Source organism: Streptomyces sp. Tue6028, from assembly GCF_002300165.1.
Taxonomy (GTDB): Bacteria; Actinomycetota; Actinomycetes; order Streptomycetales; family Streptomycetaceae; genus Streptomyces; species Streptomyces siamensis.
The window spans coordinates 187,370-201,169 of record NZ_MLCE01000029.1; the positions used below are offsets into that span (position 1 = coordinate 187,370).

Consider the following 13,800-nt stretch of genomic DNA (forward strand, 5'->3'; position numbering starts at 1 on the left):
CCTGGGCTGACCGCGGTGTGGTCATGAGCCTCGGCCGACGGATCGGCCGAACCCCTCCCGCACTCGACGGGCGAGAGGTGGCCACCGTCGTGCCTGTCGACGACTGCGGCCACTCCTTTGCCTACCGGTGCTCCGGGCTCCCCCGCCCGAAGCGGGCGCCCACAGGGGCGCCGTGGCTCAGCGGGCGGCTGCCCTGCGAAGGACCTCCGACGCGGCGCCTCCGGTGCGCGGCAGCGGTGGCACCTCGGACAGCGCGAAGGGCTCCGGCGGCGAGTCCGCGTTGGGGCGGCGTCCGCCACGGCCCTCGCCGAGCACCTGCCACCCGTCGCGGGTCAGGGTGATGTACGCCCCGCAGCGCAGCCCGTGGAGCGTGCAGGCGTCCCGCAGCCCCCACATCCAGGCCCCGTCCTCCTCCGTCCAACGCGCGTCGCCGTCACGGCAGTACATCAGTACGGCCGTGCGTACCGGCGTGCGGCGGCGCAGGTCGTGCGGGATGACCCGGCGCAGCTGCGACAGCAGCGCGTTGCGGAACATCCAGCCGTCGGCCGGAGCCGGGCGCCGGATGAACGAGGCACTCGCGCTCAGCCGCTCTTCCGGATCCAGGACGGCCACGATCGCGGTCGAAGGCCTGGGCCGGTGCCTGGCGTGCAGCCCGCTGACGACCTCCCGGGGATTGCGCAGCAGCGGAATCCCCGCGGAGGCCCACTCGGCGGGTTCGAGCATCCGGGCCAGTGGGTTGGTGGACGGGTCGGCAGACGTCGACATGGACGCCGCCGAGGACGGAGCGAATCCGAAGGTCACGGTCCTCCCTTCGGCTACGCGCCCACACAGCGGGCGGGGTCGGACTTGGGGGAGCGCACGCCGCAGCAGAGCCCTACCGGACCACGGGCGAGCCGTGCGGGGAGCGGACTTCAATTCTTCCTGTCGAACTTGGTTGCGGCAACGAGCAATTGGGACGGCAGACCGTTTTCGGGCTATGTGTGACCTATATCCTTGCCCACGGTTTCGGGCGGCGATGCGCGCGTCACGCCTGAACGGCCAGGACCAGGGGCAACACCCCCTGGGCTCCCGCTCTGCGGAGCATGCGCGCGACCACGGCGAGTGTCCACCCGGTCTCCGTCGCGTCATCCACGAGCAGGACGGGGCCATGCGCCTCCTTCAAGGCCGCCGCCAACTCGGGCGCTACGGTCAGCGCTCCGTCGAGCGCCTTGAGCCGCTGCGCACTGTTGCTCCGCGAGATCTGCTGCGCCTCGCCGATGTACTCCACGGAACCCAGCAGCGGCAACCTGCCGATCTCCGCGATCCGAGCCCCCAAGGACCCGATCAGCTGAGGCCGTCGCCGCGAGGCCACGGTCACGACGCCGACCGGACGGGGCTGTGCGTCGGGCTGCCCCGAAGCCCAGCCGCCGGGCCCCTTCGCCCAGTCCGCCAACACGCCGACGACGGCCTTGGCGACATCGTCCGGAACAGGGCCGTCAGGGGCCTGGGGCGCGAGCATGGGGCGCAGCCGGTTGCCCCAGCCGATGTCCGAGAGCCGTCCCAAGGCGCGACCGGGCGCGGCCTGTTCGCCGGCGGGGATACGGCCCTTCAGGTCGACGCCGACCGCGGGCAGGCCCGTGGGCCACATCTTCCGGGGCTCGACCTCCACACCCGCGCGGCCGAGCTCTCCGTTGGCCGCGTCGAGTGCCGCGGGTGACACGGCGGCCTCGAACCGTGCGCCTGCGCAGTTGTCGCAGCGCCCGCACGGCGCCGCACCCTCGTCGTCCAGCTGACGTCGCAGGAACTCCATCCGGCAACCGGTCGTCGTGACGTAGTCCCGCATCGCCTGCTGCTCGGCCGCTCGCTGCTTGGCGACCCAGGCGTAGCGCTCGGTGTCGTACGTCCATGGGCTGCCGGTGGAGATCCAGCCGCCCTGGACCCTGCGTACGGCTCCGTCCACGTCGAGCACCTTGAGCATGGTCTCCAAGCGGGACCTGCGCAGCTCCACGAGCGGTTCCAAGGCGGGCAGCGAGAGCGGGCGGTCGGCCCGTGACAGCACGTCCAGCGTGCGACGCACCTGCTCCTCGGGCGGGAAGGCGATCGACGCGAAGTACTCCCAGATCGCCTGGTCCTCCTTGCCGGGCAGGAGCAGCACTTCGGCGTGCTTCACACCGCGGCCGGCGCGCCCCACCTGCTGGTAGTAGGCGATGGGGGAGGAGGGCGACCCCAGGTGCACCACGAAACCCAGGTCGGGTTTGTCGAACCCCATCCCCAGCGCCGACGTGGCGACCAGGGCCTTGACCCGGTTGGCGAGGAGGTCCTCCTCAGCCTGCTGGCGGTCCGCGTTCTCCGTCTTGCCGGTGTACGACGCCACCGTGTGACCGCTCTGGCGCAGGAACGCGGTGACCTCCTCGGCGGCGGCGACGGTGAGCGTGTAGATGATGCCGGAGCCGGGCAGGTCCTGCAGGTGCTCGGCGAGCCAGGCCATCCGGTGGGCCGCGTCGGGCAGCCGCAGGACACCGAGGCTCAGGCTCTCCCGGTCCAGGGGCCCGCGCAGCACGAGTGCGTCGGTGCTGGCTCCGGTGCCCAGCTGCTCGGCCACGTCGGCCGTCACGCGCGCGTTGGCCGTCGCCGTCGTGGCCAGGACGGGCACGCCGGGCGGGAGGTCGGCGAGCATGGTGCGCAGGCGGCGGTAGTCCGGCCGGAAGTCGTGACCCCAGTCGGAGATGCAGTGCGCCTCGTCGACCACGAGCAGACCGGTCGCGGCGGCCAGCTTGGGCAGGACCTGGTCGCGGAAGTCCGGGTTGTTCAGCCGCTCGGGGCTGACCAGGAGGACGTCGACCTCGCTCGCGGCGACCTCGGCCTGGATCGTCTCCCACTCCTCCGTGTTGGAGGAGTTGATCGTCCTCGCGTGGATTCCGGCGCGGGCCGCCGCCTCCACCTGGTTGCGCATGAGGGCGAGGAGCGGCGAGACGATCACCGTGGGGCCCGCGCCCCTTTCACGCAGCAGCGCGGTCGCGACGAAGTAGACCGCGGACTTGCCCCAGCCGGTGCGCTGGACCACCAGCGCTCTGCGCTTGTCGGCCACCAGCGCCTCGATGGCACGCCACTGGTCCTCGCGCAGCCGGGCCTCGCCCGGGCGGGCACCGACGAGTCGGGCCAGTACGGCGTCGGCCGCCGTGCGCAGGGTCTCGTCGTCCTTGGCAGGCGCGGGGTCGGGGGCTGTGGGTCGCGGGTCTTCGTTGGTCATGGCCCCATGCAACCCGATGGGTCGGACATCGCGCGAACGAGCCGGACGAGCTGTGGACAACTTCTGTCGTGGCCATGCTCATGGTTATCCACAGACTCAAGCGGAATTTCGGCATCCGCGGGATGGTCACGGCATGACGAATCACGACGAAGCGACCGGCAGGTCCGGCGACGAGGACATCAGCGGGCTCGGCGGCGCATGCCGTGGACAGGCCGAGTACACCGTGCCCGCGGGACGCGAAGCGCGCACGGGTGCCGCGGCGGGGGCCGAGCCCGTGGTGCGGGTGGGGTGTGACGGAGGCGACGGTCGAGCGGGAGGCGACGACGCCGAGCGGGGCCCGGACGGAGAAGGGAGCCGCGGCCAGGTGACCGATCGGTGCGGGAGCCCGGGCGGCGCTGCGATTGACGCGGGCGGTGCCGCGCTTGAGAAGGACGCGGGAGTCGGAGGGCCCGCCGCTCGATGGTCGGGCGGTGCCGTGTCGGATCGACTCGACAGCGAGAGCGATAGCAAGGCCGAGGGCGAGGGCGAAGGCGAGGGCGAGGGCGAGGGCGAAGGCGAAGGTTTGAAGCAGGCGGGATCAGGTCGGTTCGTGGGGCTTGGCGCTTCCGAACACTTCGGCGGTCACGGAGTCTCCGCAGCCGTCCACGGGTCCGGTCCTGGCGGCGGGGAGCACCAGGTCACGCTGCGCACCCCCGCGGAGCTGGCCGACGCCCTGCCCTATCTGCTCGGTTACCGTCCCGAGGACAGCATCGTCCTGGTCGCTCTGCACGACCGGGACCGGCGAGGGCGCTTCGGTGGGCGCGCCCGGCTCGGCATCCCCCGCCACGCGGAGGACTGGCCGTCCGCCGCCGAGCAACTGGCACAGGGGTTGGTGAAGGGCAGCGAGCGCAGGGGCGCCCGGCCCGAGAGCATGGTTCTCTTCCTCTGCCGTGAACCGGAGAGCGGGGAGTCCGGGCAAGAGGTCGTGGAGCGTCTGCGCCCGCTCGCGCAACTGCTGCGGACGGCGTGCGGTCGCCTGGACGTCCCCGTGGTCGAGGGCCTGTGCATCTCCGACGGCCGATTCTGGTCCTACGTGTGCCCGGGGCAGGGGTGTTGTCCGCCTGAGGGGCACACGATGGGGCTGCCCGGGACGTCCGTCCTTGCCGCCGCCGCGACCTACGCGGGACTCCAAGTCCGCGGATCCCTGAAGGAACTGACCGAGCGACTCCTCCCATGGGAGACATCGGCCGCCCGGGAGCAGGAAGCCGCGCTCGACGCCGCGAGCATGGCGCTCGTCCCGAGGATTCTGGACGAGGAAGGCCGAGCGGCGGTGGCCGAGCAGTCCCTGGAACTGGCGGGGCGGATCATGAAGCGCCTCACCGACACCCCACCGGTGTCGGGGACACGCCCCGCGGACCTGCGTGACGACTCGCTCCTGGAGCACGAGGAGGCCGCGACGCTGATCCTCGGTCTCCAGGACCGCACCACTCGCGACCGTGCCGCCCAGTGGATGGAGGGCGACGAGGCCGGCCCGGCGCTGCGTCTGTGGCGGGCGCTGGCCCGCCGCTGCGTCGGCCCCTACCGTGAGCACGCGGCGGCACCCCTCACGCTCGCGGGCTGGGTCGCCTGGTCCACGGGCGACGAACTGGAGGCCCGCGAAGCCCTGGCCATGGCTCTTGGCGCCGACCCCGACTACCTCTTCGCACGCCTCCTGCACCAGGCGTGCAACGAGGGACTGGACCCCGAGTCCGTCCGGCGGTGCCTGCGTGCGGAGCGCACGGGGCGTGCCTCCGAAGGGCGTGCCTCCGAAAGCGGGGAGGGGGAGGAGCCCACCGGATGCGCGGCATACGCACCGGCCCCGGCCGCATCCGGCGTGGTGGTGCGCGCCGCAGAGGCGCCGGAAGCGAAATCCCGTGCGCTCGCCCCCACCACTCGACGCCGACACCGGTCACGCTCGGCCGCCGGCGGTGTGGCTCGTTCGGGTCACCGCAAAGCACAGGCGGCGAACGCCCGCCGTCGTCGGCCCACGGACGGGACCTCGCCCAGCGGGGAGGGACCGGGACGCGGGGAGGCCGAGGCTCCCGGTCGCCCACGCGCGCACCGCGAGAGCGGTCGTCGTGGGGCGGGCGAGGACGACTGAACCAGGCACGGGCGGCCCTTGTGGACAGCTGAGCAGCGGGTGCGGGTGCGGGTGCGGTGCGGGGTCGAGTGCGCGGGCCGGGGCCAGGTGCGCGCCGGGGACGAGAGTGCCGGGACGGTGGTCGCCGATTGGGACGCGTCGCCCGGGGTGCGGCGCCTGGGTCGGACCGGCGGGCAGGCCGCACGAGCTGCCCGTCGGCGCCCCACTATTCGGTCGGTCTCGAGTGCACCGCTATTCGGTTGGCCCGGTCCGCAGGGCACACCGCCTTTCGGTTGGCCCGGTCCGTAGGGCACACCGCCTTTCGGTTGGCCCGGTCCGTAGGGCACACCGCCATTCGGTCGGCTTCCCCGGCCGAAGGCGTGACCTGGGGCGGGGGCGTTCCGTTCACCTGAGTGGCGGAAGCCGTGGCCGGGCCCCGCCGCCCCTGTGCCCCCGATCCCCACGGAGTCCCCCACCCGGCGCCGAGCGCGCTCAAGGCGCACCGAGCGCGGAGGAACTGTCCATGACCTTGCCCATCCCCTCCCCGGCTTCCGGCGAAGACCGTCCGCCCGCGCGCGAGACGGCAAGGCCCGTCAGCCCTGGGGACAACGCGTCCACCCCGTTCGCCAGAAGCGGCGGTGCCTCGTCCTCCCGCCCGGGAGCGTGCGGGCCCACGGCTCTCCAGGCAGCGCACGCCGTGCCGCGCGGTGCGGGGGACCTGCCGCCTGCTCATACGGCCCTGATCTGTGTCGCGCTGCCGGGACTGGTGATCTCCAGGGAGCAGGGGCAGTTGACGGGGCGCGGGCTGGAGGGGTTCTACCGAGCGGGGCGGCGCTTGCTCTCCCGTTGCCAGGTACGGGTCGCGGGCCGGGAACCGCTCGCCGTGCAGGCGCGGATGCTCGGGGCAGACATGGCGCGCTTCGTGGGGACACTGCGCGTATCCCCCGACGTCGGCCCCGACCCGGATGTGATCGTCGAGCGGACGCGGTACGCGGACGGCACCGAGCGGATCACCTTGCAGAGCGCTGCCGCCCGCACGCTGCGTCTGCCCGTCGAGGTCGCCCTTGGCACGGACCTCGCGGAACTCGGCTCGGTCGCCCTCGGCCGGTCCGGGCCCGAACTGCCCGCCAGCGTCCACGACTCCGGCCTGCGCTGGTCCTGCGCCACCGGACACTCGGCCGTCACCGCCGACCCCCCGCCCACCGACGCGCTGGCCGCCGCCGGACTGCTGCGCTGGGAGCTCGAACTGCCGCCGGGTGCGACCCGGAGCCTGGAGTTGCGCGTACGGCCGGACGGAGCGGGATCGATCAGGGCAACGGGACGTGGCCCCGGGCCGTTCGCCGCGCCCCGTGCGGGGGGCGACGACCCCAGGGCCGGGGCACTCCTGCGCACATGCGTCGATGATCTCCAGGCGTTGCTGCTGCGGGACCCCGAGTATCCGGCCGACGTGCATCTCGCCGCGGGGGCTCCCTGGCGGTGCGGCCTGGCACCGGCCGAGGCGATCGTCGCGGCGCGGATGACGCTTCCGCTCGGTACGCGTCTGGCCGCGGGCACCATGCGGACACTGGCCCGAACCCAACTCGCCGGTCCGGGAGGCCGGTCCGGCCTGATTCCCGGGCCCCGCCGGGACGCGGGACCGCATCTGCCGCCCGGCTGCACGGCGACAGAGGCGACCCTGATGTTTCCCGTGCTCCTCGCCGAGGCCCGACGCTGGGGACTGCCGGAGCATGAGGTGGAGGAGCTGCTGCCCACGGCCGAGCAGTGCCTCAAGTGGTTGCGGACCATGGTCGGCGACGGCGTCTATCTGTCCGACCCGCACCCCGGCGGGGCGCTGCGCTGTGAGACACAGGTGCACGCACACCGTGCGGCCCTGCTGGGCGCCGACCTCCTCGACGAAGTCGGCCGGCCGGGCGCCCCCGAGCTGCGGCAATGGGCCCAGGGGCTGCGGACCGCGTTCCGTGACGAGTTCTGGATCGAGGACCTGGGCGGCGGCCGACCGGCCGCGGCCCGCACTCGGGACGGGCGCCTGGTGCCGTACCTGGGTTCGGCTGCGGCGCACCTCCTCGACACCGGCCTCCTGGGGTCGGGGGAGCTGGCCCCGGGACTGCTCGACAAGGTGCGGACCGAGCAGCTCGCCCGGCTGCTGGGCGGCCCGGCCATGGACTCGGGCTGGGGGCTGCGCGGCCTGGGCGCCAAGGAGCCGGGATACAACGCGTTCGGCCACCGTGCCGGTGCCGTGCGAGTCCAGGACTCGGCGATCGCCGTCGCGGGGCTCGCCGCCTCGGGCTACGAGAAGGAGGCGAGTTCCCTGCTCAGGGGGGTACTGGCGGCGGCCGAGACGTTCGGCCACCGGCTGCCCGAGATGTACGCGGGGGAGCAGCGTACGGAGGGCAGCACCCCGGTGCCCCATCCGGCGGCCTCCCGTCCGGCGGCCACGGCGGCCGGCGCCGGCGTGCTGCTGCTCGCCTCGCTCGCCGGGATCCGTCCGGACGCCCCGGCCGGGGCGGTGACGCTGCGACCGATCCGGTGCGCACCGCTGGGCGAGATCGTGCTGTCGGGGCTGCGGGTCTCCGGCGCCCCGTTCTCCGTGCGCGTCAGCCGGCTCGGTCTCGCCATGGTCGAGGAGGCGGCCGATGGACTGCAGTTGGGGGTATGACACGGCGGTCACGTTCCTGCACGGAGACCGCCGCGAGCCGATCGACGTAGTACCGGACGGAAGTGGATCAACCGCGTACGCGGCTGACGAAGGAGGTGTTTATCGTCAGGCAGACGACTATGATCGCGGCATGCCCTACGACCCGTCGGCCTTTCCGCCCTTTGCCGTGACCGTGGACCTGGTCGTGCTGACCGTGCGCCGCCATGCCTTGTGTGCGCTGGCTGTACGACGGGGCGAGCAGCCGTTCCAGGGGCGATGGGCGCTTCCCGGCGGCTTCGTACGGGCCGACGAGGACCTCGCGCAGGCCGCCGCGCGCGAGCTGGTTGAGGAGACCGGGCTGCGGGCCCACGACCCGTCCGCGCCCGCGCAGGACAACGGCGCGCATCTGGAACAACTCGCCACCTACGGCGATCCCAAGCGCGACCCCCGGATGCGGGTGGTCAGCGTCGCCCATCTCGCCCTGGCCCCCGATCTGCCCGCGCCCCGGGCGGGCGGTGACGCCAACAGCGCCCGCTGGGCACCCGTCGAGGAACTGTTGCAGCAGGGCGGCTACGGCCGGGACGGAGAGCAGGCGGCGCCCCTCGCCTTCGACCATGCGCAGATCCTGTCGGACGGCGTCGAGCGTGCCCGGTCGAAGATCGAGTACTCGTCGCTGGCGACCGCGTTCTGCCCGACCGAGTTCACCGTGGGTGAGCTGCGCCGCGTCTACGAAGCGGTGTGGGGTGTGGCACTCGACCCGCGCAACTTCCACCGCAAGGTGACGGGCACGCCCGGCTTCTTGGTGCCCACGGGCGGTACGACCACGCGCCAGGGCGGTCGCCCGGCCCAGCTCTTCCGCGCGGGCGGCGCCACGCTGCTCAATCCGCCGATGCTGCGCCCCGAGGTCTGAGCGCGGCCTGGAGAAGCAGGTCGGGGCGCCGCGGCGAGGGGGTGGCGGTGCGAGTTGTCGAGCCCCGCTCGAGACAGGCCGCAAGGTGCCCGGAAAACCCGAATTGTCACGCTATCTTGCTGTGAGTGATCCAGGCCATCGGACTGACCAGCAACCCCCGTAAGGAGCTTCGGGCCGCCGTCGACGACGTGTCCTTCGAGGCGCTCGCGGGCCGTGTCACAGCGGTCCTCGGGGCCCCCGGTGCGGGCAAGACGACGGTGCTGAAGCTCATGCTCGAACTCCAACAGGGCCGCGGCGTCGCCTGCTTCAGGGGCCGGCCGCTGCATCGCATCGCCCACCCCTCGCGTGAGGTCGGCGTGCTCATGGGCGAGGTGCCCGGCCACCCGGCGCGCACGGTGAGCGGCCAACTCCGCATGCTGTGCGCGGCTGCCGGGGTGCCCGTGCGCCGCGCGGACGAGGTGCTCGAAGTCGTCGGGCTCGCCGGCCTCCGTGACGAGCGCCTGGGCACCCTGTCGCGCGGCATGGACCGCCGCCTCGGGCTTGCGTGCGCGCTCCTGTCGGATCCGCACACGCTCGTCCTCGACGAACCCTCCGACGGGCTCTCCGCCCGTGAAGCCCGTTGGCTGCACGGGATTCTGCGCGCCCACGCCGCCCAGGGCGGCACGGTGCTGTTCACCACGAACGACCCCAAGGAGGCCGCACGCACGGCCGACCGGATCGTCACGCTGGAGCAGGGCCGGGTCGTCGCCGACCAGGAGGTCGCGGACTTCGCCCGCACCCGGCTCCGGCCCAGGGTTGCGGTCCGCAGCCCGCACGCCGCCCGGCTCGGCGCGCTGCTGACCAAAGAGGCCCGCTCCGCCCAGCGTTCCGTGGAGGTCGTGCGGGAGGACGGCAACCGGCTCTCCGTGTACGGCAGCACATGCGCCGACGTCGGCGAAACGGCTTTCCGGCACGGCATCCTCGTCCATCAACTCGCCGACGAGATCGGCGACATGAAGCCGGTCCGCGCGCAGGCGGAGGGCGACGGCGGCGGCAGCGACGGCCCCGGCGGCGATGGGGGAGGCGTCGTGGGTGACGGCGACGCCTCGGGACCGGCCGGGACGCCGTCCTCGAACGCCGTCTCCCCCCTGCCGCCTCCCATCGCGGTACGCCAGGCCCCGAGCCCGCTTCGTCCGCTGCGCTACGAACTGCGGCGCGCCGCGGGGGTGGGTACCGGCTACCTCACCGCGGCAGCGGTTCTCGTCACCTCGGCCCTCCTGTCCGTCATCCTGGCCAGGATCGGCCACACGCCCCAGCCGCGCCTGCTGGCCGCGTGGCCGCGAGAATTTCCCCTGCCGCCCGCCGCGCTCGGCGCCGGGCTGCTGGGCGCGGTGGCCTTCGGCGAGGAGTTCCGTCACCCCGCGCTGGCCACGCACCGCGGCACCGTCCCCCGCCGTCTGGGGCTGCTCGCGGCCAAACTTCTGCTCGCCTCGGTCACCGCACTGGCCCTGGCCTTCCTCACCGTCGGGTGCGACCTCGAGATGCTCTACCTCGTCTACGGGCGGGAGCTCACCGCGATCCCCGCGGACTGGCTGTCCCTGACCGTGAGTTGGACCGGGCTGGTGGTGGGCTGTGCCTGGGCGGGGGTGCTGGCCGCCGGTCTCTTCCGGTCCACGACCGCCGGGCTGGCCGCGGTGCTCGCCGTACCGGTCCTCGTCGTACCGCTCGTACAGAAGGTCTGGGAGGGGCCGTCCGTGCGGACCGCCGCCGGATTCCCCTTGAGGCTGCGTGAGCTGGTGATGATGCAGTGGCCGTTCGGAGGCGAGCGTTTCCTGACGGCCGGCGTGCGGATGGTCGCCCAACCCGTGGGCGGTGCCCTGATGTTGTCGCTCGCCGCCCTGCTCTGCGCATATCTGCTCACCACGCTGCGGAGCAGGGTCCGATGACGACCGTCCGCGCCCTTCCGTTCCCGGTGTGCGCACAACTCCCCGAAGAACGCCCATTTCTTTCCGATAAGGCGTCAATTGCGACGGGGTGAGCGATCACCCTTTCGTGTGCTTTTCACCAAAGACCTCAAGGGAGTTGGAGGCGACGCCGACAAAGGTCACGTGAGTACCCTTGCGCAGACCATGATGACCGCCGCCCGCTCCGCCGACTCCGGCCTCGCCGGACCGGGCGAAATCGACCGCTACCCCTACGCCGAGACCCCCGGTGTCGACCGCGTGGGTGCACCCGCGTGGGAGAGCGCGGACCCCGAGCTCGGCCGCGTGGGTCGGCGCGCCGCCGGAAGCCGCGGACGCGGGCTGCACGGCCAACTCGTCCAGCAACTGGGACAGATGATCGTCTCCGGCGACCTGGGCGCGGACCGGCCGCTCGTCCCCGAGGAGATCGGCCAGCGGTTCGAGGTCTCCCGCACCGTCGTCCGCGAGTCGCTCCGCGTCCTGGAGGCGAAGGGACTGGTCAGCGCCCGCCCGAACGTCGGCACGCGGGTGCGCCCCGTCAGCGACTGGAACCTCCTCGACCCGGACATCATCGAATGGCGCGCCTTCGGTCCGCAGCGCGACGACCAGCGGCGCGAGCTGAGCGAGCTGCGCTGGACGATCGAGCCGCTCGCCGCCCGCCTCGCCGCCGGGCACGGGCGTGAGGAGGTGCAGCAGCGGCTCAGCGACATGGTCGAGATCATGAGCCACGCCATGGGGCAGGGCGACTCGCTCACCTTCTCCCGGGCCGACGCCGAGTTCCACTCGCTGCTCATCCAGCTCGCGGGCAACCGGATGCTGGAGCACCTCTCCGGGATCGTGTCGGCCGCGCTCCAGGTCTCCGGCGGACCCGTCACCGGCTGTGACCGGCCGAACGACTCCAGCCTGGGCCACCACGCCCGCATCGTCGACGCCCTCGCCTCGGGCGACGGCGCGGCGGCCGAGACGGCCATGCGCCAACTGCTCACCGTCCACCCCGAGGTGGAGCGTGTGGTGCCCGCGCCGCGCGAACACTGATCGCGCACCGGGGGCGGCGCGGCCGGCGATGTGCGTCGTGCGCCCTCGAGCGGCATCGCCCGGTCGGCGGACCCCCTCGCCCATCGGGACCTCGCCGGATCCCTCCCGGATCCGGCGAGGTCCGGCGGCGCGAGGTGGTCGCGGACCATCGGCTGACCTCGTCTGACCGTATCTGGCAGCTTTTGACCGCTTACGGGGTGTGACTCGGGCCACGCAGATTGGGCGTAACGCTCCTCGGAACAGCGCGATGACCTAAGAGGTGACAGCCGAGGAGGGAATACAGACGCCGCTTGCGGCGCTGTGCCTCTTCCCGGCCCCCGCCCGCGCCGTCGGCCCATCCCCAGTCGGCGGTCGTCGGTTCCTGTCCGCAGTGGACGGGGCCGGAAGCCGTTTTTCAACGTTCCGAGAGGTTGTTCGTGTCGGCCAGCACATCCCGTACGCTCCCGCCGGAGATCGCCGAATCCGTCTCTGTCATGGCGCTCATTGAGCGGGGAAAGGCTGAGGGGCAGATCGCCGGCGATGACGTGCGTCGGGCCTTCGAAGCTGACCAGATTCCGGCCACTCAGTGGAAGAACGTACTGCGCAGCCTCAACCAGATCCTCGAGGAAGAGGGTGTGACGCTGATGGTCAGTGCCGCGGAGCCCAAGCGCACCCGAAAGAGCGTCGCAGCGAAGAGTCCGGCCAAGCGCACCGCCACCAAGACGGTGGCCGCGAAGACGGTGACCGCCAAGAAGGCCGCCGCCCCCGCCGCCCCGGCCGTGCCCGCCGCCGACGATCCGGCTGAGGACGCGTCCGCCAAGAAGGTCGCTGCCAAGAAGACGACCGCCAAGAAGGCGGTCGCGAAGAAGACGGTCGCCAAGAAGACGGCGGCCAAGAAGACGACCGCCAAGAAGGACGACGTCGAGCTGATCGACGACGAGGCGGCCGAGGAGACCCCGGGCAAGCCCGGAGCCGAGGAGCCCACCGAGGACGGTGCCCAGGGCTTCGTCCTGTCCGACGAGGACGAGGACGACGCGCCCGCGCAGCAGGTCGCCGCTGCCGGTGCCACCGCCGACCCGGTCAAGGACTACCTCAAGCAGATCGGTAAGGTCCCGCTGCTCAACGCCGAGCAGGAGGTCGAGCTCGCCAAGCGCATCGAGGCCGGTCTGTTCGCCGAGGACAAGCTGGCCAACGCGGACAAGCTCGCCCCGAAGCTCAAGCGCGAGCTGGAGATCATCGCCGAGGACGGTCGTCGCGCCAAGAACCACCTCCTGGAGGCCAACCTCCGTCTGGTGGTCTCCCTGGCCAAGCGCTACACCGGCCGCGGCATGCTCTTCCTGGACCTCATCCAGGAGGGCAACCTCGGTCTGATCCGCGCGGTCGAGAAGTTCGACTACACCAAGGGCTACAAGTTCTCCACGTACGCCACCTGGTGGATCCGTCAGGCGATCACCCGCGCCATGGCCGACCAGGCCCGCACCATCCGTATCCCGGTGCACATGGTCGAGGTCATCAACAAGCTCGCGCGCGTGCAGCGCCAGATGCTCCAGGACCTGGGCCGCGAGCCCACCCCGGAGGAGCTGGCCAAGGAGCTCGACATGACCCCCGAGAAGGTCATCGAGGTCCAGAAGTACGGCCGCGAGCCCATCTCCCTGCACACCCCGCTGGGCGAGGACGGCGACAGCGAGTTCGGTGACCTCATCGAGGACTCCGAGGCCGTCGTCCCGGCCGACGCGGTCAGCTTCACGCTTCTGCAGGAGCAGCTGCACTCCGTGCTGGACACCCTGTCCGAGCGCGAGGCCGGCGTCGTCTCCATGCGTTTCGGTCTCACCGACGGTCAGCCGAAGACCCTCGACGAGATCGGCAAGGTGTACGGCGTCACGCGTGAGCGCATCCGCCAGATCGAGTCCAAGACGATGTCGAAGCTGCGTCACCCGTCGCGCTCCCAGGTGCTGCGCGACTACCTCGACTAGG

Annotated in this window: 8 protein-coding genes; 6 read left to right on the top strand and 2 right to left on the bottom strand. The window is 72.3% G+C overall.

The window, feature by feature from the left end:
* Positions 1 to 177 precede the first annotated feature (177 nt).
* Both BKI49_RS28285 and BKI49_RS28290 read right to left on the bottom strand, forming a co-directional pair.
* Positions 178 to 801 (bottom strand): hypothetical protein, encoded by a 624-nt coding sequence (locus BKI49_RS28285; protein WP_095937088.1) that lies wholly within the window; start codon positions 799 to 801, stop codon positions 178 to 180.
* 223 nt (positions 802 to 1,024) lie between these two features.
* Positions 1,025 to 3,229, bottom strand: a complete 2,205-nt coding sequence (locus BKI49_RS28290) for a RecQ family ATP-dependent DNA helicase (RefSeq protein WP_257004989.1) — start codon at positions 3,227 to 3,229, stop codon at positions 1,025 to 1,027.
* Between the two features lie 475 nt (positions 3,230 to 3,704).
* Here BKI49_RS28290 and BKI49_RS28295 point away from each other — a divergent pair, with 475 nt between their 5' ends.
* The 6 genes from BKI49_RS28295 (at position 3,705) to BKI49_RS28320 (ending at position 13,799) form a co-directional block, all read left to right on the top strand.
* Positions 3,705 to 5,348, top strand: coding sequence for a DUF4192 domain-containing protein (locus tag BKI49_RS28295; protein WP_257004990.1), 1,644 nt, complete (start codon positions 3,705 to 3,707; stop codon positions 5,346 to 5,348).
* A 502-nt stretch (positions 5,349 to 5,850) separates the two neighbouring features.
* Positions 5,851 to 7,983, top strand: coding sequence for a glycogen debranching N-terminal domain-containing protein (locus BKI49_RS28300; protein ID WP_257004991.1), 2,133 nt, complete (start codon positions 5,851 to 5,853; stop codon positions 7,981 to 7,983).
* A 130-nt stretch (positions 7,984 to 8,113) separates the two neighbouring features.
* On the top strand, positions 8,114 to 8,872 hold the full coding sequence (locus BKI49_RS28305) for an NUDIX hydrolase (protein ID WP_028802298.1): 759 nt from the start codon (positions 8,114 to 8,116) through the stop codon (positions 8,870 to 8,872).
* A gap of 125 nt (positions 8,873 to 8,997) precedes the next feature.
* Positions 8,998 to 10,797 (top strand): ABC transporter ATP-binding protein, encoded by a 1,800-nt coding sequence (locus BKI49_RS28310; protein ID WP_095937091.1) that lies wholly within the window; start codon positions 8,998 to 9,000, stop codon positions 10,795 to 10,797.
* A 162-nt stretch (positions 10,798 to 10,959) separates the two neighbouring features.
* Positions 10,960 to 11,847: a FadR/GntR family transcriptional regulator gene (locus BKI49_RS28315; RefSeq protein WP_095937092.1), complete on the top strand. Its 888-nt coding sequence runs from the start codon at positions 10,960 to 10,962 to the stop codon at positions 11,845 to 11,847.
* A gap of 416 nt (positions 11,848 to 12,263) precedes the next feature.
* Positions 12,264 to 13,799 (top strand): RNA polymerase sigma factor, encoded by a 1,536-nt coding sequence (locus BKI49_RS28320; protein ID WP_095937102.1) that lies wholly within the window; start codon positions 12,264 to 12,266, stop codon positions 13,797 to 13,799.
* Position 13,800: the final 1 nt, after the last annotated feature.

What these genes read in the sequence shown, in the direction of transcription:
- BKI49_RS28300 (WP_257004991.1), top strand. Translation starts at nt 5,851, where the DNA reads ATGACCTTGCCCATCCCCTCCCCGGCTTCCGGCGAAGACCGTCCGCCC.
- BKI49_RS28305 (WP_028802298.1), top strand. Translation starts at nt 8,114, where the DNA reads ATGCCCTACGACCCGTCGGCCTTTCCGCCCTTTGCCGTGACCGTGGAC.
- BKI49_RS28290 (WP_257004989.1), bottom strand. Translation starts at nt 3,229, where the DNA reads ATGACCAACGAAGACCCGCGACCCACAGCCCCCGACCCCGCGCCTGCC.